The organism is Rhodopila sp., assembly GCF_035548095.1.
In the GTDB taxonomy this organism is placed as follows: Bacteria; Pseudomonadota; Alphaproteobacteria; order Acetobacterales; family Acetobacteraceae; genus Rhodopila.
In genome coordinates, this window is record NZ_DASZUV010000004.1 from 147449 (window position 1) to 169601 (window position 22153).

At 66.4% G+C, this 22153-nt stretch carries 23 protein-coding genes; 16 read left to right on the forward strand and 7 right to left on the reverse strand.

Going from position 1 to position 22153, the window contains the following annotated elements:
- Positions 1 to 33 precede the first annotated feature (33 nt).
- Positions 34 to 951, reverse strand: coding sequence for a GGDEF domain-containing protein (locus tag VHC04_RS04945; RefSeq protein WP_325679055.1), 918 nt, complete (start codon positions 949 to 951; stop codon positions 34 to 36).
- 187 nt (positions 952 to 1138) lie between these two features.
- Here VHC04_RS04945 and VHC04_RS04950 point away from each other — a divergent pair, with 187 nt between their 5' ends.
- Both VHC04_RS04950 and VHC04_RS04955 read left to right on the forward strand, forming a co-directional pair.
- Entirely contained in the window at positions 1139 to 2077 is a 939-nt protein-coding gene (locus VHC04_RS04950; protein ID WP_325678615.1) for an NADPH:quinone reductase, read from the forward strand.
- Positions 2078 to 2175: 98 nt separating this feature from the next.
- Positions 2176 to 2889, forward strand: coding sequence for an SDR family oxidoreductase (locus VHC04_RS04955; protein ID WP_325678617.1), 714 nt, complete (start codon positions 2176 to 2178; stop codon positions 2887 to 2889).
- Positions 2890 to 3094: 205 nt separating this feature from the next.
- Here VHC04_RS04955 and clpA read toward each other — a convergent pair whose 3' ends face one another.
- The 3 genes from clpA to VHC04_RS04970 form a co-directional block, all read right to left on the reverse strand.
- A complete protein-coding gene (clpA, locus tag VHC04_RS04960) occupies positions 3095 to 5446 on the reverse strand; it encodes an ATP-dependent Clp protease ATP-binding subunit ClpA (RefSeq protein ID WP_325678619.1) in 2352 nt (783 codons plus the stop codon).
- Between the two features lie 360 nt (positions 5447 to 5806).
- Positions 5807 to 6142, reverse strand: coding sequence for an ATP-dependent Clp protease adapter ClpS (gene clpS, locus VHC04_RS04965; protein ID WP_325678621.1), 336 nt, complete (start codon positions 6140 to 6142; stop codon positions 5807 to 5809).
- Between the two features lie 400 nt (positions 6143 to 6542).
- Positions 6543 to 7058, reverse strand: coding sequence for a phasin family protein (locus VHC04_RS04970; protein ID WP_325678623.1), 516 nt, complete (start codon positions 7056 to 7058; stop codon positions 6543 to 6545).
- Positions 7059 to 7389: 331 nt separating this feature from the next.
- Between VHC04_RS04970 and VHC04_RS04975 the strand changes: the two genes are divergently transcribed.
- The 5 genes from VHC04_RS04975 (at position 7390) to VHC04_RS04995 (ending at position 11334) form a co-directional block, all read left to right on the forward strand.
- Positions 7390 to 8610: a D-alanyl-D-alanine carboxypeptidase family protein gene (locus tag VHC04_RS04975; protein ID WP_325678625.1), complete on the forward strand. Its 1221-nt coding sequence runs from the start codon at positions 7390 to 7392 to the stop codon at positions 8608 to 8610.
- A gap of 252 nt (positions 8611 to 8862) precedes the next feature.
- The gene (locus VHC04_RS04980) at positions 8863 to 9420 is read left to right on the forward strand and encodes a NifU family protein (RefSeq protein ID WP_325678627.1); all 558 of its coding nucleotides are present in this window, start codon (positions 8863 to 8865) and stop codon (positions 9418 to 9420) included.
- A gap of 136 nt (positions 9421 to 9556) precedes the next feature.
- Positions 9557 to 10144: a malonic semialdehyde reductase gene (locus VHC04_RS04985; RefSeq protein WP_325678629.1), complete on the forward strand. Its 588-nt coding sequence runs from the start codon at positions 9557 to 9559 to the stop codon at positions 10142 to 10144.
- A gap of 42 nt (positions 10145 to 10186) precedes the next feature.
- On the forward strand, positions 10187 to 10846 hold the full coding sequence (tsaB, locus tag VHC04_RS04990) for a tRNA (adenosine(37)-N6)-threonylcarbamoyltransferase complex dimerization subunit type 1 TsaB (RefSeq protein ID WP_325678631.1): 660 nt from the start codon (positions 10187 to 10189) through the stop codon (positions 10844 to 10846).
- Positions 10846 to 11334, forward strand: coding sequence for a GNAT family N-acetyltransferase (locus tag VHC04_RS04995; RefSeq protein WP_325678633.1), 489 nt, complete (start codon positions 10846 to 10848; stop codon positions 11332 to 11334). The genes tsaB and VHC04_RS04995 overlap by 1 nt, the downstream gene beginning before the upstream one ends.
- Here the strand turns inward: VHC04_RS04995 and VHC04_RS05000 are convergent.
- The gene (locus VHC04_RS05000; RefSeq protein ID WP_325678635.1) at positions 11311 to 11556 is read right to left on the reverse strand and encodes a sulfurtransferase TusA family protein; all 246 of its coding nucleotides are present in this window, start codon (positions 11554 to 11556) and stop codon (positions 11311 to 11313) included. The two genes, VHC04_RS04995 and VHC04_RS05000, sit on opposite strands and share 24 nt — an antisense overlap.
- A gap of 97 nt (positions 11557 to 11653) precedes the next feature.
- Here VHC04_RS05000 and VHC04_RS05005 point away from each other — a divergent pair, with 97 nt between their 5' ends.
- From VHC04_RS05005 to VHC04_RS05025, 5 genes are all read left to right on the forward strand, one after another.
- Positions 11654 to 12070 (forward strand): MucR family transcriptional regulator, encoded by a 417-nt coding sequence (locus VHC04_RS05005; protein ID WP_325678637.1) that lies wholly within the window; start codon positions 11654 to 11656, stop codon positions 12068 to 12070.
- 338 nt (positions 12071 to 12408) lie between these two features.
- The gene (locus VHC04_RS05010) at positions 12409 to 12873 is read left to right on the forward strand and encodes a Fur family transcriptional regulator (protein WP_325678639.1); all 465 of its coding nucleotides are present in this window, start codon (positions 12409 to 12411) and stop codon (positions 12871 to 12873) included.
- 127 nt (positions 12874 to 13000) lie between these two features.
- Entirely contained in the window at positions 13001 to 13816 is an 816-nt protein-coding gene (locus VHC04_RS05015; RefSeq protein ID WP_325678641.1) for a GNAT family N-acetyltransferase, read from the forward strand.
- A gap of 9 nt (positions 13817 to 13825) precedes the next feature.
- Complete coding sequence (gene lnt, locus VHC04_RS05020; protein WP_325678643.1) at positions 13826 to 15349, forward strand: apolipoprotein N-acyltransferase; 1524 nt, start codon at positions 13826 to 13828, stop codon at positions 15347 to 15349.
- 226 nt (positions 15350 to 15575) lie between these two features.
- The gene (locus VHC04_RS05025) at positions 15576 to 16013 is read left to right on the forward strand and encodes a helix-turn-helix domain-containing protein (RefSeq protein ID WP_325678645.1); all 438 of its coding nucleotides are present in this window, start codon (positions 15576 to 15578) and stop codon (positions 16011 to 16013) included.
- A gap of 33 nt (positions 16014 to 16046) precedes the next feature.
- Here the strand turns inward: VHC04_RS05025 and VHC04_RS05030 are convergent, their stop codons facing one another.
- Together VHC04_RS05030 and VHC04_RS05035 are read right to left on the reverse strand one after the other, a co-directional pair.
- Complete coding sequence (locus VHC04_RS05030; RefSeq protein WP_325678647.1) at positions 16047 to 16532, reverse strand: DUF2244 domain-containing protein; 486 nt, start codon at positions 16530 to 16532, stop codon at positions 16047 to 16049.
- A gap of 314 nt (positions 16533 to 16846) precedes the next feature.
- Positions 16847 to 17326: a hypothetical protein gene (locus tag VHC04_RS05035; RefSeq protein ID WP_325678649.1), complete on the reverse strand. Its 480-nt coding sequence runs from the start codon at positions 17324 to 17326 to the stop codon at positions 16847 to 16849.
- Positions 17327 to 17617: 291 nt separating this feature from the next.
- On the opposite strand from VHC04_RS05035, the gene VHC04_RS05040 reads away from it, so the two are divergent.
- From VHC04_RS05040 to VHC04_RS05055, 4 genes are all read left to right on the forward strand, one after another.
- On the forward strand, positions 17618 to 18487 hold the full coding sequence (locus VHC04_RS05040; RefSeq protein WP_325678651.1) for a hypothetical protein: 870 nt from the start codon (positions 17618 to 17620) through the stop codon (positions 18485 to 18487).
- 144 nt (positions 18488 to 18631) lie between these two features.
- Positions 18632 to 20170 (forward strand): IMP dehydrogenase, encoded by a 1539-nt coding sequence (gene guaB / locus VHC04_RS05045; RefSeq protein WP_325678653.1) that lies wholly within the window; start codon positions 18632 to 18634, stop codon positions 20168 to 20170.
- Positions 20171 to 20205: 35 nt separating this feature from the next.
- Positions 20206 to 21495 (forward strand): RsmB/NOP family class I SAM-dependent RNA methyltransferase, encoded by a 1290-nt coding sequence (locus VHC04_RS05050; protein WP_325678655.1) that lies wholly within the window; start codon positions 20206 to 20208, stop codon positions 21493 to 21495.
- Positions 21492 to 22061, forward strand: coding sequence for a GNAT family N-acetyltransferase (locus VHC04_RS05055; protein WP_325678657.1), 570 nt, complete (start codon positions 21492 to 21494; stop codon positions 22059 to 22061). Before VHC04_RS05050 ends, VHC04_RS05055 begins: the two co-directional genes overlap by 4 nt.
- The last annotated feature ends 92 nt before the right edge of the window (positions 22062 to 22153 follow it).

A 22153-nucleotide genomic window follows, 5' to 3' on the forward strand; every position in this document is an offset into this window, starting at 1 on the left:
GCAAGCGCCGAATCGGCCGTGCACACACTCTGACTACGATTTCATATCGTCAGGCCGCCTGGGGAGCAGGGGGACACCGCGCGAAACCCGCCAGCCGCCGGCTTCCTGCCGCCGCAGTTCGGCAACCTCGGCGATGGCCCGCTGCAACAGGGCGCGCACGTCCTCGGCACTGTCCGCCGCGCGTGCCGCGATCCCGATCGCCAACCGCGGTACCATGCCGGAGGGCATATCCGGCGGCGGCGGCTCCGTACACAGTTCATGGGCCCGCTCCGCCGCCGTCAGATGGTCCATCGCCGGTTGCCATAGCCCGAACTGGGCGGTGTCGACGCGCGCCACGGCGTCGCCCGGCCGGACCCTTGCACGCAGCTGGGCGGCGAGGCGAACAAGGAAGGTCTGCGCGACGTCGCGTCCCGATGCGGCGCGGATCTGGGCGAAATTGGCCACCTCGATGACGGTCAGTGTGCCGATGCCGCCGCCAAACAACATCCGGTCCAGGTGCCGGTCAACCTCATCGAGAAACCATCGCCGGTTCGGCAGGCCGGTCAGCCGGTCGATGCCGACCTGGCCGTTGCCCGTCGCCAGAAACGTGCGCAACAGCACGGCCAGGCCGCCCGCCAACGCATGATCGCTCTCTCGCCACCGCGCGCCCCGCGGCGCGCGCCACAAAACGGCCCCGCCTGCCCGCGCGGGCGGCGTCGTCCAGGGACAAACCAGGATCGGCCGCCGGTCCGACGCGACGCCATGGGCCGGGGCATCCGGGTTCAGCATCAGCAGCGTCCGCCCCTCATCCATGACGCTGGGGCTGCCGAATCCGCTGCGATGCACGACCACGGGCGCGCCGCCGCTGCCCCCCAAGTCCAGGACCACCAGACCTTCGAGTCCCGCGGCGGCACAAAACTCCTCCAGAACCGGATCCACCGTTCCATCAAACTCGAACTCGTGCGGCACCACGTCACTCAATTGTCTGCTCTCAGGAGAACCTTACAACCTTACGGGCGTGAATGATGGCAATTTTTCGCCACCGAGGCGAAATTGCACCACTGCCTCGTCCCGCTAGACTGGCCTGAATAGGTCTCTGGAGGAACGAGCGATGCGGGCAGTCTGGTACGATCGGCAAGGGCCGGCGGACGAGGTTCTCATGACCGGCGAACTGCCGACGCCGGACCCGAAGCGGCGCGAAGTGAGGGTCCGACTGGAAGCATCGGGCGTCAATCCGTCGGACACCTATCGCCGCCGTGGCGCCGTGCCGGCGGAACATCCCAGGGTCATTCCGAATAGTGACGGTGCCGGGATCGTCGACGCGGTGGGAGACGAGGTGGACCCTGCCTGGGTCGGCAAGCGTGTCTGGCTGTACAACGGCCAGCGAAACGGCCGCTGGATGGGAACCGCCGCGGAATACATCGCACTGGATGTCGACCTCGTGCGCGCGTTGCCCGGCCACGTCTCCTTCGCCGAGGCGGCAACGCTGGGGATTCCCGGCATGACCGCGCATGGGTGCGTCTTCGCGTTCGGATCGGTCCAGGGCCGGACGATCCTGGTAACCGGCGGCGCCGGCGCCGTGGGACACTATGCCGTGCAGCTTGCCGCCTGGGCCGGCGCCCGGGTGATCGCCACCGTCAGCTCCGACGAAAAAGCGGAACGCGCACGCCAGGGCGGCGCCGAATGGATCATCAACTACCGCACGGAAGACGTGGCCGCCCGTGTCGCCGACATAACCACGGGTGTTGGCGTGGACCATGTCGTGGACGTGGACCTGGGCGGCAATCTGCACCCGGTTCTCGCCTCCGTCCGGCATGGCGGCACCATTGCCTATTACGCGACCAATGGAAACCAGGAGCCACAGATCGATCTGCGCGCGCTGATGTTTCGCAACGTCGCCATCCGCGCCTTCGTGCTGCCGACCAGTCCGGTCGCCGACCGGGTCCGCGCCCAGGATGACCTGACCGCGTTCATCCGGACACCCGGCCGCATCCTGTCGGTGGCGGAGCGGTTCCCCCTGTTGCAGACCGCCGCCGCCCATAAGAGCGTGGAGGCTGGTGGCAAGGTCGGCACGGTGGTGGTCGAGTGCAGCCGATAGGCCACCCCGGAAGCCCGCCGATGGCGCTCGACAGCGCGGCGGGCGCGCGAACGTTCGATCCCGGCTCCAGCGGGCCGGCCCGATGAAAAGGAACTGACATGGCGGAACACAGGCTGGCGCTCGTCGTGGGTGCCAATCGCGGCATCGGCCTGGGCGTGGTCAAGGCGTTCCTCGCCCGTGGCTGGGATGTCATTGCCACTGCCCGCAAACCGGCCGAGGCAATCGCGTTGAACGCGCTGGCTTCCGGCTCGCCGGGCCGCGTCACGGTCGCGGCCCTGGAGCTGAACGACCCGGCGTCCCTGGACGGCTTCGCCGCCGCCTTCGACAATGGGGCACTTGCCGGCAAGGTGCTGGATATCGCCCTGATCAATGCCGGCGTGGCGGGCCCGGCCCATCGCAGCGCCAGCCAGGCGACCGAGGCCGAGACCGGTGCGTTGATGATGACCAATGCGATCGCCCCGATCCGGCTTGCCCGGGCGGTGGCGCCGCGCGTGCGTGCCGGAACCGGTGTGATCGCCTTCACCTCCTCGGTCATGGGCAGCGTTGCGCTCAACCCGGGCGGGCATGAGCTGTATCGCGCCAGCAAGGCCGCGCTGAATTCGCTCACCCGTGGGCTGTATGCCGAGGTGAGCGGTCGCAAGCTGACCGTGTTGTCACTACATCCCGGCTGGGTCCGGACGGACATGGGCGGGCCCGGCGCCGCGGTCTCGGTCGAGGACAGCGCCCGCGGCATGGTGGACGTCATGCTGGCGCAGCAGGGCAGGCACCATCATGTCTACCTGGATTACCAGGGGAAAGAGATCGCCTGGTAGCGGCGGCAGAAGATCGCCGCGCCCGGCCCCACCGGCGCGGCCTTCGCCTGACCGAGCACTCGGCTGGATCGAACGGTCAGCCGACCGGGCGCTCGGCTGGGTCGAGCATTCGCCTGAGCGGGTGTGCGACTGAGCGGGTTGCGGCTGACCGCGAGCGAGTCCCGAGTCGTGGCGGGCGCCGACCCTTGGGGTCGGCGTTCCCGTATCAGACCTCGACTTCCTGCTCCCGATCGGCGGCGCCATCGTCGTCGCCCTCGGGCTTCGGCAGAGCCGGAAGGGTCGCCTCGGTGATCTCGAACTCGAGCTTGTTGTCCTTCAGCGTGACCTTCACGGCGCCGCCCTTCACCAGCTTGCCGAACAGCAGCTCCTCGGCCAGGGCCTTCTTGATGTGCTCCTGGATCACGCGGCCCAGCGGACGCGCGCCATACAGCTTGTCATAGCCACGCTCCGCCAGCCATTCCTTCGCCGCCGACGACAGCTCGATCGTCACGTTGCGGTCGGCGAGCTGGGCTTCCAGCTGCATGACGAACTTCTCCACCACGCGCCCGACGATTTCCGGCGTCAGGTTGGCGAATGGGATCACCGCGTCCAGCCGGTTGCGGAACTCCGGCGTGAACAGGCGCTTCACCGCGTCCTCGTCCTCGCCCACGCGCGCCTCGCGGCCGAAGCCGATGGCTTCCTTGGCCATGTCGGAGGCACCGGCGTTGGTGGTCATGATCAGCACCACGTTGCGGAAATCGACCGTCTTGCCGTTGTGGTCGGTCAGCTTCCCGTGGTCCATCACCTGCAGCAGGATGTTGAACAGGTCGGGATGCGCCTTCTCGATCTCATCCAGCAGCAGCACGCAGTGCGGGTGCTGGTCGATCGCGTCGGTCAGCATGCCGCCCTGGTCGAAGCCGACATAGCCGGGCGGGGCGCCGATCAGGCGGGAGACGCTGTGCCGCTCCATGTACTCGGACATATCGAAGCGGATCAGCTCGATCCCCATGGTGGCGGCAAGCTGGCGCGCGACCTCGGTCTTGCCGACGCCGGTCGGGCCGCTGAACAGGTAGTTTCCGATCGGCTTCTCCGGCTCGCGCAGACCGGCGCGGGCCAGCTTGATCGCCGCCGCCAGCGCCTCGATCGCCTTGTCCTGGCCGAACACCATCGCCTTCAGGTCGCGTTCCAGGTTCTTCAGCGTCTCCTTGTCGTCGGCGCTGACGGATTTGGGAGGGATGCGGGCGATCTTTGCCACGATCTCCTCGACATCCTTCAAGGTGACGGTCTTCCGGCGCTTGTTCTCGGGCAGCAGCATGCGTGAGGCGCCGACTTCATCGATCACGTCGATCGCCTTGTCCGGCAGCTTGCGGTCGTGGATGTACTTGGCCGACAGCTCCACCGCCGCCCGGATCGCCTCATCCGTATAGCGGACCTTGTGGTGCTTCTCGTAGTTCAGCTTCAGCCCGCGCAGGATCTTCACGCTGTCTTCCAGCGACGGCTCATTCACGTCGATCTTCTGGAAGCGCCGGACCAGCGCCCGGTCCTTCTCGAAGTAGTTGCGGAATTCCTTGTAGGTGGTGCTGCCGATGCAGCGCAGCGTGCCCGACGCCAGCGCCGGCTTCAGCAGGTTGGACGCATCCATCGCGCCGCCCGAGGTGGCGCCGGCGCCGATCACGGTGTGGATTTCGTCGATGAACAGGATGGCGCCCGGCTGGTTCTCCAGCTCGCTGACCACGGCCTTCAGCCGCTCCTCGAAGTCGCCGCGGTAGCGGGTGCCGGCCAGCAGCGAGCCCATGTCGAGCGCGTAGATCGTCGACTTGGTCAGCACTTCCGGCACGTCGCCCTCGACGATGCGCTTGGCCAGGCCTTCGGCGATCGCGGTCTTGCCGACGCCGGGATCGCCCACGTACAGCGGATTGTTCTTGGTGCGGCGGCACAGGATCTGGATGGTCCGCTCGATCTCCAGGTCGCGGCCGATCAGCGGGTCGATCTTCCCGGCCATCGCCTTCTTGTTCAGGTTCACGCAGTAATTCGACAGCGCGTCCTGGTTGCGGCGGTTCGGCTTCTCCTCCCGCTCCTGCTCCGGCTGGCTTTCCGGCTGCGGCGCGTTGGCGCCGGTCACCGGCCGCTGGGCGGAGCGGCCGGGCGCCTTGGCGATGCCGTGGCTGATGAAGTTGACGGCGTCCAGCCGGGTCATGTCCTGCAATTGCAGGAAGTAGACCGCGTGGCTCTCCCGCTCCGAGAACAGCGCCACCAGCACGTTGGCGCCGCTGACCTCATCGCGGCCGGATGACTGGACATGGATCGCGGCGCGCTGCACCACCCGCTGGAAGCCGGCGGTCGGCTTCGGGTCGCCCGGCCGCTCCGTCGCCAGGCCGGCCAGATCCTTATCGAGAAACTCGGTCAGGTCGGCACGCAGCTTGTCCAGGTCGACACCGCAGGCCCGCAGAACCGTGGCGGCATCCGTGTCGTCGGCCAGGCCGAGAAGCAGGTGTTCCAGCGTCGCGTATTCATGCTTGCGCTCGCTGGCGAGGGACAAGGCGCGGTGAAGCGTCTGTTCGAGGTTCCGTGACAGCATATCCGACGCTCCTACACGCTACTGCGGAATCGCCCCGGGAAACCGCTTGCGGGAGGATCGCACGAAGGAGACCTTCCCTGGGCGGCACGCCGACGCGGCGCGAATTCCGCGATTAACCATTCGTATCAGCCGCCTTCATCCCGATAGAACCGGATGAAACCAGCCCGGCGCCCGCTCGGACGCCACTATCGCCACCGCCAGCGATGTGCCCCTGCCAGAGACGTACTCCTGAGAGACATACCCCTGAGAGACGTACCCCTGGCGGTGATTCCGCAGAGTGATCCCGCCCCTGGAAGTGATCCCGGCCGCTCCGCCGGGTCTGCCGCATCTGCCAGGACAACGGCCTACACACCGCGACGTTCATTCCTTCTCGATCGTGCACTGTAGAGGATGCTGGTTCTGCCGAGCCAAGTCCATCACCTGGGTCACTTTTGTTTCAGCGACTTCATAGGTGTAGACCCCGCAGACGCCAACGCCACGGCGATGGACGTGCAGCATGATCCGGGTCGCCTCCTCGCGCGACTTCTGGAAGAACCGCTCCAGCACGTGGACCACGAACTCCATCGGCGTGTAGTCGTCATTCAGCATCAATACCTTGTACATCGCCGGCTTGCGGGTCTTCGGACGTGCCTTGACGACGACGCCGGTGTTTGGCCCCTCTGTCGTCCCGCCGCCTCTCTTGTCGTCGTCACTCATCGCAATCGCATTCCATCACACAAGCCGCTGACCGCCTCGCCTGCCATCCGCCCTGTCGAAGCAGTGCCGACCGGATTTCCCCGCCCGACGGTCCCCGCGGGAGACCCGCCTCCATCACCGAGCAGCCGCCGCAAGGCCGGCCGCCATTATCAGGCAACCATATCGGATGGCCGCGCTCGGATGAAAGGGCCTTGCGCCACCTGAACCGGACCCCGACGATTGCGCCGACTCGCCGCGACCGCAAGAGGCGCTCCGTCCAGCGCAGCGCCTTTCCAGCCGGCGCGACGGGGTCCGGCGCGCGCCCCCGATCGGTTCCAGCAGATCGGTTCCAGCAGATGGGCAAACAAAAAGGCCCGGACAAGGTCCGGGCCCACTTGAAATGCGTCGCCGTGAAAAATGCTTACGCGGCCTTGGCGAACTTCTCGACCGCGATGGTTACGCGGGCGGTCAGCGGCGCCAGCGCCTGCTCCGTGAGCTTGAACGAGGCGTCGGTCAGCTTGCTGGACTCGGCCATCGTCTTCTCCAGCGTCGCGCGGGCGAACGAGCTCTGGATGTCGAGGGCATCCTTGAAGGACTTCACCGTGGAGAGCGCCTTGAAGGTCGAGAACGTCTCATCGAACGCACCCTGCGCCGTGGCGGCAACCTGCTTCGACAGATCCTGAACGCCGGCGGCCCAGATCTGGCCCGCCTTCATGATGGCTTCCAGGTTGCCCTGGCCGAACGCAACGAACTCTTCCGCGGTCTTCATCGCTTTTTCCATTCCTTCCTTCATTGTCTTGCCGGTCGCTTCAAATCCGGCGGTAGCCTTCGTCATGCCGTCCTTCAGGCCGGACATGGTCGTTTCAAACGCTTTGCCGGGGGCCGTGCCGGGGACCGTCTCTTCCGTGACAGCGGTCGATTCAGTGGGTTTCTTCATTTACATCCTCTCCTGCCAAGGCGGGCCCGTTATCAACCGCTCATTCGGCCCGCTGCCCAAATCATCCCTGCGACGCACGATGCTGCACCGCAACAACGCGGCATATAGACAGGCCGACCACCCGGATCAAGCGATTTTTGTGCAGCGCACAAACAATCATGGAGGGTAATCCGGGAGAGGTTTTTCGCCACTTTCCGCGGGGTCTTGGCGACATGTGAGAGTCGCCGTCTAACACATTAAGACTCGGAGGTTTTCATCCGCGTTAGGGCTGGACAATCACCCATGTCCGGCCGTACACTCCCCGCCGTTACGCAGAAGGAGACCCATGGAGATGGCAGGCAATGCATGCCTTCCGCGCAAGCGATCACTGCGCTGGCTGCCATCGGTCGCGACCTGCGTCGGCCTGATATGGGCCGCGTCCGCCCATGCCCAGATCGGGTCGGCCCGCTACAGCTCCATCGTGGTCGATGCCGCCACCGGCAATGTGCTGGAGGACGTGAACGCGGACCAGCCGCGCCACCCGGCCAGCCTCACCAAGATGATGACGCTGTACATGACGTTCGAGGCGTTGCGTGACCGGCGCATCTCGCTGGACGACACGGTCCCGGTAACCGGCCATGCGGCCTCGATGGAACCCACCAAGCTCGGCCTCGTTCCGGGGACGCGGCTGACCGTGGAAGAGGCGATTCTGGGCCTGATCACGAAGTCGGCCAATGATGCCGCCGCCGCGCTGGGGGAGTTCCTGGGCGGAAGCGAGGACCGGTTCGCCCAAATGATGACATTGCGGGCGCGTGCCTTGGGCATGAGCCGCACGACGTTCGGGAACGCGTCCGGCCTGCCCGATCCCGATCAATGGACGACGGCGCGTGACCTGGCGATCCTGGCGCGGCACCTGATCAACGACTTCCCAAGCTATTACAGGTATTTTTCGGTGCCCAGCTTCACCTGGCACCGGCGCGTCATCTTCAACCACGACAACATGCTGCGCACCTATCCCGGCGCGGACGGCCTCAAGACAGGCTACACGGTCGCCTCGGGCCACAACCTGGTGACCAGCGCGGTGCGCGGCGGGGTGCGGTTGATCGGCGTCGTTCTGGGTGCCGGCTCGAACAGCGAGCGCGACATCCATATGGCGGCCCTGCTGGACCAGAGCTTCACGCAGATGGATGTGCCGATCGGCCGGCGGACGGCGCCACAGCCGCGGATGATGCTGATCGCATCGGCGCGGGCCGCCGAGGCACCGGCGCGGCCGCAGGCGCTGCCTCAGCCGCCGGCGCAGGCCGCCCGGCTGCACCAGGCGGCATGGACGATCCAGGTCGGGGCCTTCGGGACGCAGGCTGCCGCCCGCACGGCCGCGGCCAATGCCCGCCGCCTGGCGGATGGCGGGGATATCCGCGTCGAACCGGTGACGGTCAAGCGGAAGCCGGTGTATCGCGCGCAGGTCGTTGGCCTGCGCCCGTCGGACGCACAGGAAGCCTGCACCGCCCTCAATCGCCGCAAAACGCCTTGCGTCATCATCAAGCCCGTACTGCGCGACGTGGCCAGCCGCTGACAGCGGGGGGCACGCCATGGACCGCGCCCGGCTGCCGAGCGGCATGATCGGACACCCCGTTTCGCGTGATGCCCCGTTTTGCCCGACATCCCGCTTTGCCCGACATCCCGCTTTGCCCGACGCCCCGTTTTGCCCGACGCCCTGTTTCCATGATGCCCGCCTCTTGCCAACCACGCCGATAGGTCCGATGTAGCCGTTGTCGTGTCCGGACCTTTGCGGTCCAGATTGAAGAAGCAAGCAGGACAAGCCAGCATGTTCATCGAGACCGAGAGCACCCCCAACCCGGCAACCCTGAAATTCCTGCCAGGCCGCACGGTGATGGAGGTCTCGACCGCCGATTTCGCCGCCGCCGAGTCCGCGGCCCGCAGCCCGCTGGCGCGCGCGCTGTTTGCGCTGCCAGGCGTCGGGCGCGTCTTCCTCGGCGGTGATTTCGTCAGCGTGACGAGGACCGATGCGGTCAGCTGGCAGGCCCTGAAGCCGCAGGTACTGGCAACGATCATGGACCATTTCGTCGCCGGGCTGCCGGTGATCGAGGGCGACGCCGACGATCTGGATGAGGATGTCGATCCCGCCGACCAGGAGATCGTCGACCAGATCAAGGAGCTGCTGGATACCCGGGTCCGCCCGGCCGTCGCCGGTGATGGCGGCGATATCGTCTTCCGCGGCTATCGCGAAGGGATCGTCCGCCTTCACATGCAGGGGTCCTGCTCCGGCTGCCCCTCATCGAGCGCGACCCTCAAGCACGGCATCGAGAACATGCTGCGGCACTACGTGCCGGAGGTGATCGCGGTCGAGCAGGTCGAGTTCTGACGCGCGGCGCCGGAACGAGCGGCGCCATCCCGCTTCGCCTCTCAACCCGGCTCTCTGGCGACCCCGCCCGGTTGACGCTGCGGCGCGCATCCAGGATGCTGCGGCGCAACATCCCTGTTGCATCACGGAGACTCTCATGGCGCTCGACCCTGCCCATCTTGACCTGGTGTTCCGCGAGGCGCGCACCCACAACAAGTGGCAGGACCGCCCGGTGTCAGACGAGACACTGCATGCGCTTTATGAGCTGCTGAAGTTCGGCCCGACCTCGGCGAACAGCTCCCCTGCCCGGTTTGTCTTCATCCGAACCAGGGAAGGGAAGGAGAAACTGGCTCCTGCCCTGTCCTCCGGCAATACCGCCAAGACGATGTCGGCGCCGGTGACGGCGATCGTGGCATATGATCCAAAATTCTATGAGAAACTGCCGAAGCTGTTCCCGCACAATCCAGACGCGGCCGGGTGGTTCACCAGCAATGACTCGCTTGCCGCGACCACGGCCTTCCGGAACGGAACCCTTCAGGGGGCCTACCTGATGCTCGCGGCGCGCATGCTCGGACTGGACATCGGTGCCATGTCGGGCTTCGACAACGCGAAAGTCGATGAAGCGTTCTTCTCGTTCAATGGCTGGCGCTCCAACTTCCTGGTGAATATCGGCTATGGCGACCCTGAGGGGCTGTTCAACCGCTCGCCGCGCCTGGACTTCGACGAAGCCTGCCTTCTCGCCTGACGCGCAGGGAGGTCGCTTGACGCGGACCGGACCGTTCAGCGCATGCGCGTCCTGGCGATAGATTCCGCGATTGGCCGCTGCGCGGTCGCAGCCCTGGTGGACGGCACCGCCGTGCAGGAGCACCAGGACGCGACGCGTGGCCAGCCCGGGGTGCTGGCCGAGATGGCCCGGCGGATTCTGGCAGCCATCGGCATCCCGGTGGCCGGGTTCGACGCTGTCGCCGTCACCATCGGCCCCGGCAGTTTCACCGGCATCCGCGGCGCCTTGGCCTTGGCGCACGGTCTCGGCCTTGCCGGCGGCATTCCCGTGATCGGCGTCACCGTCGGTGAGGCATTGCGGGAGGCGCTGCCGCTGCTGGGTCAGCGAATGCTATGGACGGCTGTGCCAAGCCGTACCGGCCGCGTGTTCATCGAGCAGGATGAGCGCGTCCTGTCCGCCTCGTTGACCGATCTGCCATATCCCGCTGGACCGATCGCCGTGGCCGGCACCGCCGCGCATGAAGTTGCCAGCCGTCTTGCGGCGCGCGGTGCCAATGTGATGCTGACGGACGCCCGCTTCCCCAGCGGATCTCACATCGCCGAGGCGGCGATTCGCCGCCTGCGCGGCAGCATGCCGCCGCGCCGGGCGGAACCGCTATACGTCGACGCCCCGGAAGCCCGCCTTCCGTCACATCCCGTGCCCACGCTGCCGGCCGCGGAGTGATGACGGCATTCGGGATCGAAAGAGTTGGGCGGGAGAGGGCTGCGCTTCTGGCGGATATCCATGCCGCCGCCTTCCCCCCCTCCGACGCGTGGAGCGCCGATATCTTCGGTCTGCAATTGGCCCTTCCCAACGTCATCGGGCTGAGCGACTCGAGGAACGGATTGATCCTGCTTCGGGTCGCCGGCGACGAAGCGGAGATCCTGACGCTTGCGGTACGGCCGGAATCACGGCGGCTGGGCGTGGGGTCAAGATTACTGCAAGAAGCGGTCAGTTACGCCGGCCACCTCGGAGTCACGGTCATATTTCTGGAAGTATCGACGAAAAATACTCCGGCGTTAGAGCTTTACCGACAATCTGGATTCATCCAGGCCGGACTGCGACGCCGTTATTACTCGGATGGGTCGGATGCGCTCGTGCAGCGCCTGGACCTTCCGGCACCAGCGGGCGGAGCGCCAGCCAGCGGTTCAGGGGCCGCGGCGAATCGATAAATGGCTGATTCCCTGGGCATCGGTATCGATCGAGAGCAGTTGATGTCCGAGGGACACAGCGGACCGTGGTACATTCTCCAACGGTTCCTTCCCCTTCAGATGGACAAGAAGAACCTCACCGGGGGCCAGGCGATCCAAGGCCAGCCTCGTGCGGACGAAGGTCATGGGACAGACCTCGGCTGTAATATCGAGTTCATGGGCGACATCTTGCGTGTTCGTCATGAGTCTCTTTCTACTGGATGAATTCAGTCGCAGTTGCGAAACAGCCGGCAAGAATTCATATATAGAGTCGATTCTATCACCCCGAAAGGTTACCGGCATGTCCGAGAAGGAGGCAGACAGCAACCTGCTGGCCCTCACAGCACAGATTGTCGCGGCACACCTCGCCAACAATCCGGTCGAGATCGAGCGGGTGCCGACCGTGATCCGTGAAGTCTACAGAACGCTGTCCGGCATCGGACAGCCTGGGTCGGAGCCTGTGGCCGAACGGGCACAACCCGCGGTGCCGATCAAGAAGTCGGTGTTTCCGGACTATATCGTCTGCCTGGAGGACGGGAAGCGCCTGAAGATGCTGAAGCGCCACCTGGCAACCGCGTTCAACATGACGCCGGAGCAGTACCGCGCGAAATGGGGCCTCGATCCCAGCTATCCGATGGTGGCGCCCAATTACGCCGAGAAGCGGTCATCCCTGGCCAAGCAGATCGGGCTGGGCACGCGGCGAGTCGCGGCCGAGTAACCCTGCGGTCTTTCACGCGGGATCAGGTCGCGTGGAGTCGGGCCGCGCTGAAATCGGGTTCCCTGCCCGACCTCGCCTGCCCCACCTCGCCTGCCCCACCTCGCCTGCCCGGCCTCGCCTATCCTGCCTCGCCTATCCTTGCCTGGGCGGGAATCATCGCGTCCCGCCGGGTATCCGCTTCACGGACGGCGCCGCGTTTGGCCTCTGCCCAGGTCGGGCAGCCGGGACACCCTTGGCAGAGATTGGTCTCCGATCCCTCGCACTTCCCTGTGAGGCTCCCACATTGTATTCCGTGATCGCCTGTCCCCGCGCCGGGATGCTGATGAGCAAGGAGCCGAATGGAATCGCGCATTGAGCGCCTATGCGTCGAGCGCGGCCTGAAAATGACAGGCCAGCGACGCGTCGTCGCACGCGTGCTGTCCGACGCCAGCGACCATCCGGACGTGGAGGAGCTTTATCGGCGCGCCTCGGCGCTGGATCAGCATATCTCCATCGCCACCGTCTACCGCACCGTCCGGCTGTTCGAGGAGCAGGGTATCCTGGAACGGCGCGATTTCGGCGGCGGACGGGCCCGCTATGAGCCAACCGAAGACCACCACCACTACCACCTGATCGACGTGGACACGGGCAAGGTCATCGAATTCCAGGACGCCGATCACGAGGAGCTTTTGCGGGTCATCGCCGCGCGGCTTGGATTTGACCTGGTGTCCATCAAGCTGGAACTGTTCGGGCGGCGGCGCGAAAAAGGTGCCAATGATGTCTCCGACAGGGCATACGATCAGGACGAACCCAACAGCGGCTGATATGCGGTCATCACCAGCCGCGGGGTGCCCAGCCCCCCTGCCTGTCGGTGGAAGCCGGGTATTTCAGACCAAACGCGCCCTCTTGCGTGTCGACGACGCGCTGTAGTCGCGCAGGGAGCATCCAACCATGGCAGGCGCTGTCTCGACCGGAGCCTTTCCCGAACTGACGGCCGGCAATCTGGGGGTCCGCCTGGCGTTATCCGGCGCGGATATCGATGCGGTCCAGGCGCTGCGCTACCGCGTGTTCTACGGCGAGCTCGGCGCGCGCCAGAGCGCCGAAACCAGGGCGACCCAGCGGGACCGCGACCTGTTCGATGCGGTCGCCGACCATCTGGTGGTGGTCGACCACTCTCTGGGCGACGGTGCCGACAGCGTCGTCGGAACCTATCGGCTGATCCGCCGCGATGGGGCACGCCGTGCCGGGCAGTTCTATTCAGCCGGAGAATACGACATCAGCCGCATCGAGGCGCATCCCGGCGCCATCCTGGAGCTGGGCCGTTCCTGCGTGGATGCGGGCTACCGCAATCGGGCGGTGATGCAGCTTCTGTGGCGCGGCATCGCGGCCTATGTCTTCCATCACCAGATCGACCTGATGTTCGGCTGCGCCAGCCTGCCGGGCACCGATCCGGACGCGTTGGCCGAGGAGCTGAGCTACCTCTATTATCACCACCTCGCCCCGCCCGAGATCCGCCCTCGCGCACTGGCGTCCCGCTACGTGCCGATGCAGCGGCTCGACCGCGCGGCCATCCACCCGCCATCCGCGCTCAACCGGTTGCCACCGCTGATCAAGGGCTATCTTCGCCTCGGCGGTTTCGTCGGCGATGGGGCGGTCATCGACGCCGACTTCAACACGATAGACGTGGCCGTCGTGGTGCAGACCGATCTCGTGACCGAGAAATACTATCGCCATTATGAGCGTCAGACGCGCGAGATCGCGGACTGAGCCGACCCGATGGCGCATGGCCTCGTCGCTCGGCTGATCGAGCGGTTCGATGGGTTGCGTGGCTGGCGGGCCGATCTGGTCAGCCTGCTGGGCGGTACGGTTTCGGCCCTGGCACTGCCGCCGGTGCACGCGGTGCCGGTGCTGTTGCTGACGATCCCGGCGCTGCTGCGCCAGATCGGCCTCGCCGCCGGACCGCGCGCGGCGGCACGGCGGGGCTGGTGGTTCGGCCTGGGCTTGTACGTGGCTTCCCTGTACTGGGTGACCGAGGCCATCCTGTTCGAGGCCGCGCGGTTCTGGTGGGTCGTCCCGTTCGCGGTTCCCGGGCTGTCGGCCTTCCTGGCGGTGTTCATCGCGGCGGCCTGTGCGGTGACGCGGCTGGCGCGGTTCGGCTGGCCCCGTCTGCTGACATTCGCCGGCGCCTGGACCTTGGCCGATCTCGCCCGGCAGTTCGCGCTTTCGGGATTCCCATGGAATCCGCTGGGCAGCGTGTGGGCCATGCCGAACCGCATCGGCGACGTCATGATTCAGCCGGCCGCGCTGATTGGCGTGCATGGGCTAACGTTCGCGACCATGTTCGTTGCCGGATTGCCGCTGCTGAGATGGCGATGGCGCGCCGCCGGGATCGGGCTGCTCGCGGCCTGGGCGCTTTTCGGTCTGGTGCGCCTCGATCAGCCGCAGCCCCCAGCCACCGGCGTTACCGTCCTGGTCATCCAGGGCAACGTGGCCCAGGACATGAAGTGGGACCGTTCGCGGATGGTCGCGATCTTCCGGCATTACCTGGCCATGACGCAACAGGCGGTCGCCGGCGTAACCGGTCCCGCGGTGGTGATCTGGCCGGAAACCGCCAGCCCGGCGCTGCTGGAAACGGACGCGCCCGCCCGGACGCTGATTGCCGAGGCAGCCGGGGGTCTTCCCGCCCTGATCGGCGGCATCCGCTTCGACCGCTCCGACCGCCCGCGCAACAGCCTGTTCGTCCTTGGGCCGGGTGGGGCGATCGCGGATCTGTATGACAAATGGCATCTGGTGCCGTTTGGGGAATACCAGCCGGGCTGGTGGCCGTCCTGGTTCGAAATCTTTCCCGGCGGTGGCTTTCGAGCCGGCGATGGTCCTCGCACCCTGGCCATTCCCGGCTTGCCGCCGGCGGGCGCGCTGATCTGCTATGAAGCGATCTTTTCCGGCCAGATCGTCGATCCGTCGATGCGGCCGAGCTGGCTGGTCAACGTGACGAATGATGCCTGGTTCGGCAACTCGTCAGGCCCCCGGCAGCACCTGGCGGCGGCGCGCTTGCGAGCGGTCGAGGAAGGGCTGCCGCTGGTTCGTGCTGCAAACACCGGAATTTCCGCGGTTTTCGATGCCAGGGGCCATGAGGTCGCGCGGCTCGCCCTCAATCAGACCGGGATTTTATCTGTAGTATTACCTCCTGCGATTGTAAGTACGCTCTATGCACGGCTAGGACTTACATTACCGTTGGCACTAGGCGTGATAGCAGTGGCGGTCGGCTTGGTTACACGCTTTCGTATGTTTAACTTGTAAAATCGTCCAAAACAAAATTCCGTTCACGCGTTAATAGCCTGAGCCCTCCCGGTTTTCTAAGTATTAACAATTTTTGGTTGCAACTTTTCGAAAATAGCGTAGAGTTTCGCGCGTCCGCCAGAGGCGGTTGTGCCCAGAGGCGGTTGTGTCCGGGGACCGGACCGAACGATTTGGGCGATGGTGGATATGGAGGGGAATCATCATGGTGGTGGGGGCCGAACAGCTCATGAATAATGAAAAGGAAAGCCGCCCCAGCCCGATCGATGTCCATGTCGGTTCGCGCATACGCCTTCGCAGGACACTGCTGGGCATGTCGCAGGAACGGTTGGGTGATTCCCTCGGCCTGACATTCCAGCAGGTACAGAAATACGAACGCGGCGTGAACCGGGTCGGCGCATCGCGCCTGTTCGATCTCTCGCGGGTTCTGGATGTCCCGATCAGCTTCTTTTTCGATGATATGCCGGACAGCCTGGCGGCGACGTTCGGCGGCACGCCGCAACGCCGGGGCGGGAACAGTCAGGATGCGGCGGACCCGTTCGGCGATGATACCCTCAGCCGGCGCGAAACGCTTGAGCTGGTACGCGCCTATTATCGGATCACCGATCCTTCGGTACGGAAGCGGATATTCGACCTGATCAAGTCGATGGGACCGCCGGAAGCCTGAACGTTACCCCGTCACGCACCGGTCCACATGGCGTTACCGTTCGATGAGCTGCGCATTGTGAAAAGTGGGATGACGCAGGTCATGGACAGCGTCCCTCAACGCCTGACACAACGACTCGCGTTCCGGTTCATGCAGGAACGCGCCTATCTCGAACCCCCTGCCGCTGCTTCGCAGCCATAGCCGCCGGCCACCGGCCGCTGACGTCTCTTCCAAATGCACCTGCAGCCAGGCCACGGGCAGCGTCACGCTGCGATCCCGGCCTTGCGGGTCCGTGCGCACCACCGTGATCTCTGCTTCATTCAGCCGGATGATTTCCCGCCGCCGCGCCTGCCGGCGATGCAGCAGAAGCAGGCCGATCGCCGCGCCGATCTCGACCCCGGAGAACGCCATGACCGGCCAGGCGCCAACCAGAAGGCAGCGCATGGACACGACGAGGCTGACCAGAACCAGTGCCGCGCCCAGCATCATGATGCCACGACGGTTCAGGCTTTGGTACGGCGCGATCACCGCCTCGAACACGGTCTCGGGCTGGTCATCGCAGTTGTGCCGCGCGCTGGAAGCGCGCAGCCCGTCACGCATCGTGGTAGCCGACATCAGGTGCCCTCGACACTGAACGGCCGCCCCACCGCATCATGTCCGAGCAGATCGAAGGCGTCTCGCGGATGCCCGCCGCATCCGGCGGTCCGCGGCTGGATCACGGCCCGCGACTGGATCATAGCGAGGAGTGGACCATGTCAATGATCCTGGACAATAACAGATGGCGGTTTATCAAGCCAGATGCGACCGGCGTACGCCCGCCGCGGCCGGGAAAAAGACCGTGACCGGCGCCGCGGCTATGGCGTGACGCCCTTGTTGCCGACCCCAAAGCCGCCCGCCGCATTCGCCAGCCGCTGTAGATCGGTCCGGGTCACATCCAGCGACGCCGACGTGCCGCAATCCGTGCCCCCCTGCGCCGTATGCTCGCCGGCCCAACGGACCCGGTACAACAAAGTCGGCTGGTCCTGCCGCGCCTCCACGACAAGGCTGCCACCTTTCGCCGCGATGACGTTCGGATCAAGCGTACAGGTCGCCGTCGCCTGCCCGTCCGGTGAGACGACAGTGGCCGGGATCGTCACTTGCCAGCCATCAGCATCCTGGCTGCCGGCCCTGAACACCACCATGTCGCCGACCTTGGGCCGGAACTCATCCAGTTGAAGGACGAGGAACGTGCTCAGGCATCCCGTGGCCATGATGGCGGCCGCTGCCAGCACCGGCAGCCAGGCCGTGAGCGAAGTCCCGGAAGACTTATGCCCGTGCTGATCGGATTGTCTCATGCTGCCCAATCATCCCGTCTTAAAACACGTAAGACACTCAGAGCAGAGTATTGTGCAGCGCAACATCGAATCAAGATTATCGTTCAACAAAAGAAGCAGCCCTGCCCTGTGCCGAGGCCAACGCTGCCGTCGCGGCCGGCCGCGAAAACCGGTGGACTCATCGCCGAAGCCCGACATCGCCCCGAGCACATTGATCGGGCACATTGGTCGGGCACAAAGGTTGAGCACAAAGGTTGAGCACAAAGGTTGAGCACACTGGCCCGCTGCCGGCGAACCGCGTATGAACCGGCCGTGCTGCGATCGCTGCTCATCGGTCTGACACTGGCTGCCTGCTGGACGGTGAACCCGGCCCTGAGCCAAGGCGGCGCGTCGTCGTTGGGCGCCCCCTTGCCCCAGGGCGCCTTCAGCCCGTTGCCTGTCGGGACGCCTGACGCGGCCTTCGCCGGCAGTCCGCTGCGGCTGTCGCCGAACGATCACCGCCTTCTGGCCAGCCGCTTTCGAAACGACAAGGTGCCGGTCATCCCGCAGCCTTTCGCCGGCCAGCTCGACGCGGCTTTGCAGGCCGGCAACTGGACCCGCGTGATGGCCCGCAAGGCGGATCTGGGCGCCTCGCGCGGCGAGCTGGCCATGCTGATGTGGGAACAGACGCGCTTCCTGGTCACCGGCAGCCTGTGGCTGGCGGAACTGCAGGCCCGCGACCTTGCGGCTTCCAGCCTGCCCGGCGCGCGCCAGACGGCGGTGCTGATGTGGCTTTACGCGCTGGCAACCACCATGACCGATGGCCACCAATGCGCCGGTAGCGGGGCGCGCGACGCGCATCTCGCCAGCTTGAGGGGACCCGCCTTTGCCGCGGTTCTTGCCGGTGTGCGGTCCCTGCCGGACGAGGAGCTCGCGGCACAGCGGGATATGGCGATCAAACTGGAAGCCTTGCTGGCGCCGGAGCGGCGCGACGATACCGTCTGCCACACCGGCGGCCGCAGCCTCGCGACCAGGCCGCCGGATGCCTGGCAAACCGCGGCCGCGCGCACCCGGGACATGCTGCCCAGCCACCTGAACGCGTTCTGTGCCCTGGTGCGCGGCAGGCCGATGCCAAAACCGCAACCACCCGCCCCATCCGGGCCAGCGCCGGCGCGGCCTTCCGCCCCGGTGACCCGCGGCTGAACCTCGGCTGGCCGTCGCCAACGCGGCGCTTGCAGACTCGCGTTCGCAGACTCGCGCTTGCAGACTGGCGCTTGCAGACTGGCGCTTGCAGACTCTGGCCCACCCGCCTATGTGGAACCGCCAACAGCGGAAAGGCCACCGCCCATGGCACTCGACTCCCCCCTTCCAGCCGCCTCGGACACACCCCTCACGGATATACCGGCGCAATCAATACATGGTCGTATTGAGGAAGCGCTGGCATTTGACGATGTCCTGCTGGTGCCGGCCTATTCACAGGTCCTGCCGTCCGGCGTATCGACCGTAACCCGTCTGACGAGACAGATTGCACTGAACATACCGCTGATATCCGCCGCCATGGACACGGTGACGGAGGCGGAGATGGCCATCGCCATGGCGCAATTGGGCGGCATGGGCGTGATTCACAAGAACCTTTCGCCCGAGGAACAGGCCGCCCAGGTGCGGCGGGTGAAGAAGTTCGAATCCGGCATGGTGGTGAACCCGCTGACCATCTACCCGGACCAGACCCTGGCCGACGTGAAGGCGCTAATGGCGTCGCATCACATCAGCGGCATCCCGGTAGTCGAGCGTGAAACGAACCGCCTCGTCGGTATCGTCACGAACCGCGACGTTCGCTTCGCCAGCGAACCGAGCCTGAAGGTCTATGAGCTGATGACGCGGGAGAACCTGGTGACGGTGACCGCCGATGTCGGTCCGGACCAGGCACGGCGCCTGCTGCACAAGCACCGGATCGAGAAACTGCTGGTGGTCGACGATGCCTATCGGTGCATCGGCCTGATCACCGTCAAGGACATGGACAAGGCGGAATCCCACCCGCTGTCCAACAAGGACGAGCTTGGACGCCTCCGCGTCGCCGCCGCCACTGGTGTCGGCCCGGACGGGGAGGCGCGGGCGAAGGCGCTGATCGCCGCCGAGGCGGACGTGATCGTCGTCGACACCGCGCACGGCCATTCCGAGGGCGTGCTGCGCGCGGTCGAGGCCATCAAGCGCACCTCCAACGCCACCCAGGTGATCGCCGGCAACGTCGCCACGCCGGAAGGCGCGCTGGCCCTCATATCGGCGGGCGTGGACGCGGTGAAGATCGGCATCGGCCCAGGCAGCATCTGCACCACGCGCGTCGTGGCGGGCGTCGGCGTGCCGCAGTTCACCGCGGTGATGGAAACCGCCGCCGCCTGCCGGGCGAACGGGGTTCCCGCCATCGCCGATGGCGGCATGCGGACCAGCGGCGACATCGTGAAGGCGATCGCGGCCGGCGCCGACGCCGTGATGATCGGCAGCCTGCTGGCCGGCACCGATGAAGCGCCCGGCGAGGTGTTCCTCTACCAGGGCCGCTCCTACAAATCCTATCGCGGCATGGGCAGCCTGGGCGCCATGGCGCGCGGGTCCGCCGATCGATACTTCCAGCAGGACATCAAGGACCAGCTGAAGCTGGTGCCCGAAGGCGTCGAAGGCCGGGTGGGCTACAAGGGTCCGGTGGGCAACGTGGTGCACCAGCTTGTCGGCGGGTTGCGCGCCGGCATGGGCTATACCGGCAGTCCGGACATCGCGTCCCTGCAGACCACGGCACGCTTCCGCCGGGTGACGGGCGCCGGTCTGCGGGAAAGCCATGTCCACGACGTCTCGATCGATCGCGAGGCGCCGAACTACGCCACCCGCCAGGAATGACCGGCCACGCGCCATCCGGCGCCGGTCGCTGATCCATGACCCCCGCGGCCCGGATTGCCGCGGCGATCGACCTTCTGATCGAGATCGACGCCGCCCCGACGCGTCCCGCCGACGCTGTCGCCAATGACTTCTTTCGCGCCCGGCGGTACATCGGTTCGCACGACCGCCGCGCGGTGTCGGAGCGGGTCTGGCACGTACTGCGCGGGCGGCGCCGCCTGAGCTGGTGGCTGCGCGACACGGCGCGGACCGGACGCCTGCTGATCGCCGCCTCGCTGCTCCTCGATGGCTGGTCGCTCGACAGCGTGGCGGAGGTGTTTTCCGGCGGCCGCTTCGCCGCCGCGTCCCTCGACCAGACGGAACGCGCCGCGTTGCGGCCGATCGCAGGCCATGGTTGGGACCATCCGGCGATGCCGGACGCGGTGCGGCTGGAGATCCCGGACTGGTTGCTGCCGCGCCTGCAAGCCCGGTTCGGCGCCTCACTGGCAACCGAAATGGCGGCGCTCGCCGAACCCGCGCCGCTCGACCTGCGCGTCAACCTGTTGAAGACCACGCGTGAGCAGGCTCGCGCCGCCCTGTCCGGCGAAGGCTGGGATGCTCGGCCAACCCGTTTCTCCCCCTGGGGGCTCCGCATCGAAGGTCGCCGGCCGGTGACCAGCGGTCCCGCCTTCCAGCATGGCCTGGTGGAAATCCAGGACGAGGGCAGCCAGCTGGTCGCCCTGATCGCTGGCGCCAGGCCCGGCATGCGGGTAGTCGATCTGTGCGCCGGCGCCGGCGGCAAGACCCTGGCCCTGGCCGCTATGATGGAAAACCGCGGCCAGATCGTTGCCTGTGACGTGTCCGCTGCGCGGCTGGACGGCGCCGTGCGGCGCTTGCGCCGCGCCGGCGCGCACAACGTCGAGAGGCATCTGCTGGTCCCGGGCGATAAATGGGCGAAGCGCCGCGCGGGCGGCTTCGACCGGGTGCTGGTCGACGCACCCTGCACCGGTACCGGTACCTGGCGCCGCAATCCCGATGCGCGGCTGCGGCTGACCGAGACCGACCTCATGGAGCTTCTGACAAAACAGTCGGAGATTCTCGACCTCGCGCAATCGCTGGTTCGCAAGGGCGGCAGACTGGTCTACGCTACCTGCTCGCTGCTCCAAGAGGAGAATGAGGCTCAGGTGTCTGCCTTTCTTGCGCGCCATCCCGACTTTCGGGTCATTCCCCTGGGCGAAGCATGGCCCCTCGCGACGCCCGCCCCGAATCAGGGGGACTACCTGTCGCTGACGCCGGCCGGTCACGGCACCGACGGTTTTTTCACTGCGGTGCTGGAGCGGGCAGCATGATTTCGTTGCGCAAGGCGCGCGTCGCGGATGCGATCGCCATCGGCGCGGTGCATGTCGCGACCTGGCGCAGCACGTACCCCGGCATTCTGCCCGACCTGTTCCTGGCGCGCCTGTCCGTCTCCCGCCAGGCCGCGCATTATGACGCTGCGATCCGGGGCGGCACCGGCGTACTGGTCGCCACCGCCTCCGGCTCCGACGTTCCCTCGGGCAGCGGGCCGCGCATCATCGGCTTTGCCACGGCCGGCCGCGCGCGACATGTCGAGATCGGGGGCAAGCGCCTGGCCGAAGGCGAGGTGGAGACCTTGTACGTGCTGGATGACTGGCGCGACCGTGGCATTGGCCGGCGGCTGATGCGGGCAGCGGGGTCGCATCTGGCCGATATCGGCTGCAGATCGGCCTTCTGCTGGGTGTTGCGCGAGAACCCGAGCCGCTGGTTCTACCAGCGCCTGGGCGGCCGGCCGATCGCCGAGGCGTCGATCCGCATTGGCGGGGAAAAAGTGGCACAGACCGCGTTTGTCTGGGACCCGATCGAGCAGTTGCTGGCGGCGTCGCCCCAGGCGTCCTGAACGAGCGGAATGGGCGCCCATGGCATCAAGCGCACAGCGCCGGCGCATCGACGAAGCGGAGAGCGGCATTCAGAATCCTAAACCATGACAGG

Bases quoted from the DNA above. Each gene is read 5' to 3' on its own strand.
- VHC04_RS05005 (WP_325678637.1), top strand. From the start codon at position 11,654: ATGTCCGAGAAGGAGGCAGACAGCAACCTGCTGGCCCTCACAGCACAG.
- clpS (WP_325678621.1), bottom strand. From the start codon at position 6,142: ATGAGTGACGACGACAAGAGAGGCGGCGGGACGACAGAGGGGCCAAAC.
- VHC04_RS04955 (WP_325678617.1), top strand. From the start codon at position 2,176: ATGGCGGAACACAGGCTGGCGCTCGTCGTGGGTGCCAATCGCGGCATC.
- VHC04_RS04970 (WP_325678623.1), bottom strand. From the start codon at position 7,058: ATGAAGAAACCCACTGAATCGACCGCTGTCACGGAAGAGACGGTCCCC.
- VHC04_RS05025 (WP_325678645.1), top strand. From the start codon at position 15,576: ATGAATAATGAAAAGGAAAGCCGCCCCAGCCCGATCGATGTCCATGTC.
- VHC04_RS05035 (WP_325678649.1), bottom strand. From the start codon at position 17,326: ATGAGACAATCCGATCAGCACGGGCATAAGTCTTCCGGGACTTCGCTC.
- lnt (WP_325678643.1), top strand. From the start codon at position 13,826: ATGGCGCATGGCCTCGTCGCTCGGCTGATCGAGCGGTTCGATGGGTTG.
- VHC04_RS04975 (WP_325678625.1), top strand. From the start codon at position 7,390: ATGGCAGGCAATGCATGCCTTCCGCGCAAGCGATCACTGCGCTGGCTG.
- VHC04_RS04950 (WP_325678615.1), top strand. From the start codon at position 1,139: ATGACCGGCGAACTGCCGACGCCGGACCCGAAGCGGCGCGAAGTGAGG.
- guaB (WP_325678653.1), top strand. From the start codon at position 18,632: ATGGCACTCGACTCCCCCCTTCCAGCCGCCTCGGACACACCCCTCACG.
- VHC04_RS05000 (WP_325678635.1), bottom strand. From the start codon at position 11,556: ATGACGAACACGCAAGATGTCGCCCATGAACTCGATATTACAGCCGAG.
- clpA (WP_325678619.1), bottom strand. From the start codon at position 5,446: ATGCTGTCACGGAACCTCGAACAGACGCTTCACCGCGCCTTGTCCCTC.
- VHC04_RS05055 (WP_325678657.1), top strand. From the start codon at position 21,492: ATGATTTCGTTGCGCAAGGCGCGCGTCGCGGATGCGATCGCCATCGGC.
- VHC04_RS05050 (WP_325678655.1), top strand. From the start codon at position 20,206: ATGACCCCCGCGGCCCGGATTGCCGCGGCGATCGACCTTCTGATCGAG.
- VHC04_RS04980 (WP_325678627.1), top strand. From the start codon at position 8,863: ATGTTCATCGAGACCGAGAGCACCCCCAACCCGGCAACCCTGAAATTC.
- tsaB (WP_325678631.1), top strand. From the start codon at position 10,187: ATGCGCGTCCTGGCGATAGATTCCGCGATTGGCCGCTGCGCGGTCGCA.
- VHC04_RS05010 (WP_325678639.1), top strand. From the start codon at position 12,409: ATGGAATCGCGCATTGAGCGCCTATGCGTCGAGCGCGGCCTGAAAATG.
- VHC04_RS05015 (WP_325678641.1), top strand. From the start codon at position 13,001: ATGGCAGGCGCTGTCTCGACCGGAGCCTTTCCCGAACTGACGGCCGGC.
- VHC04_RS04995 (WP_325678633.1), top strand. From the start codon at position 10,846: ATGACGGCATTCGGGATCGAAAGAGTTGGGCGGGAGAGGGCTGCGCTT.
- VHC04_RS04985 (WP_325678629.1), top strand. From the start codon at position 9,557: ATGGCGCTCGACCCTGCCCATCTTGACCTGGTGTTCCGCGAGGCGCGC.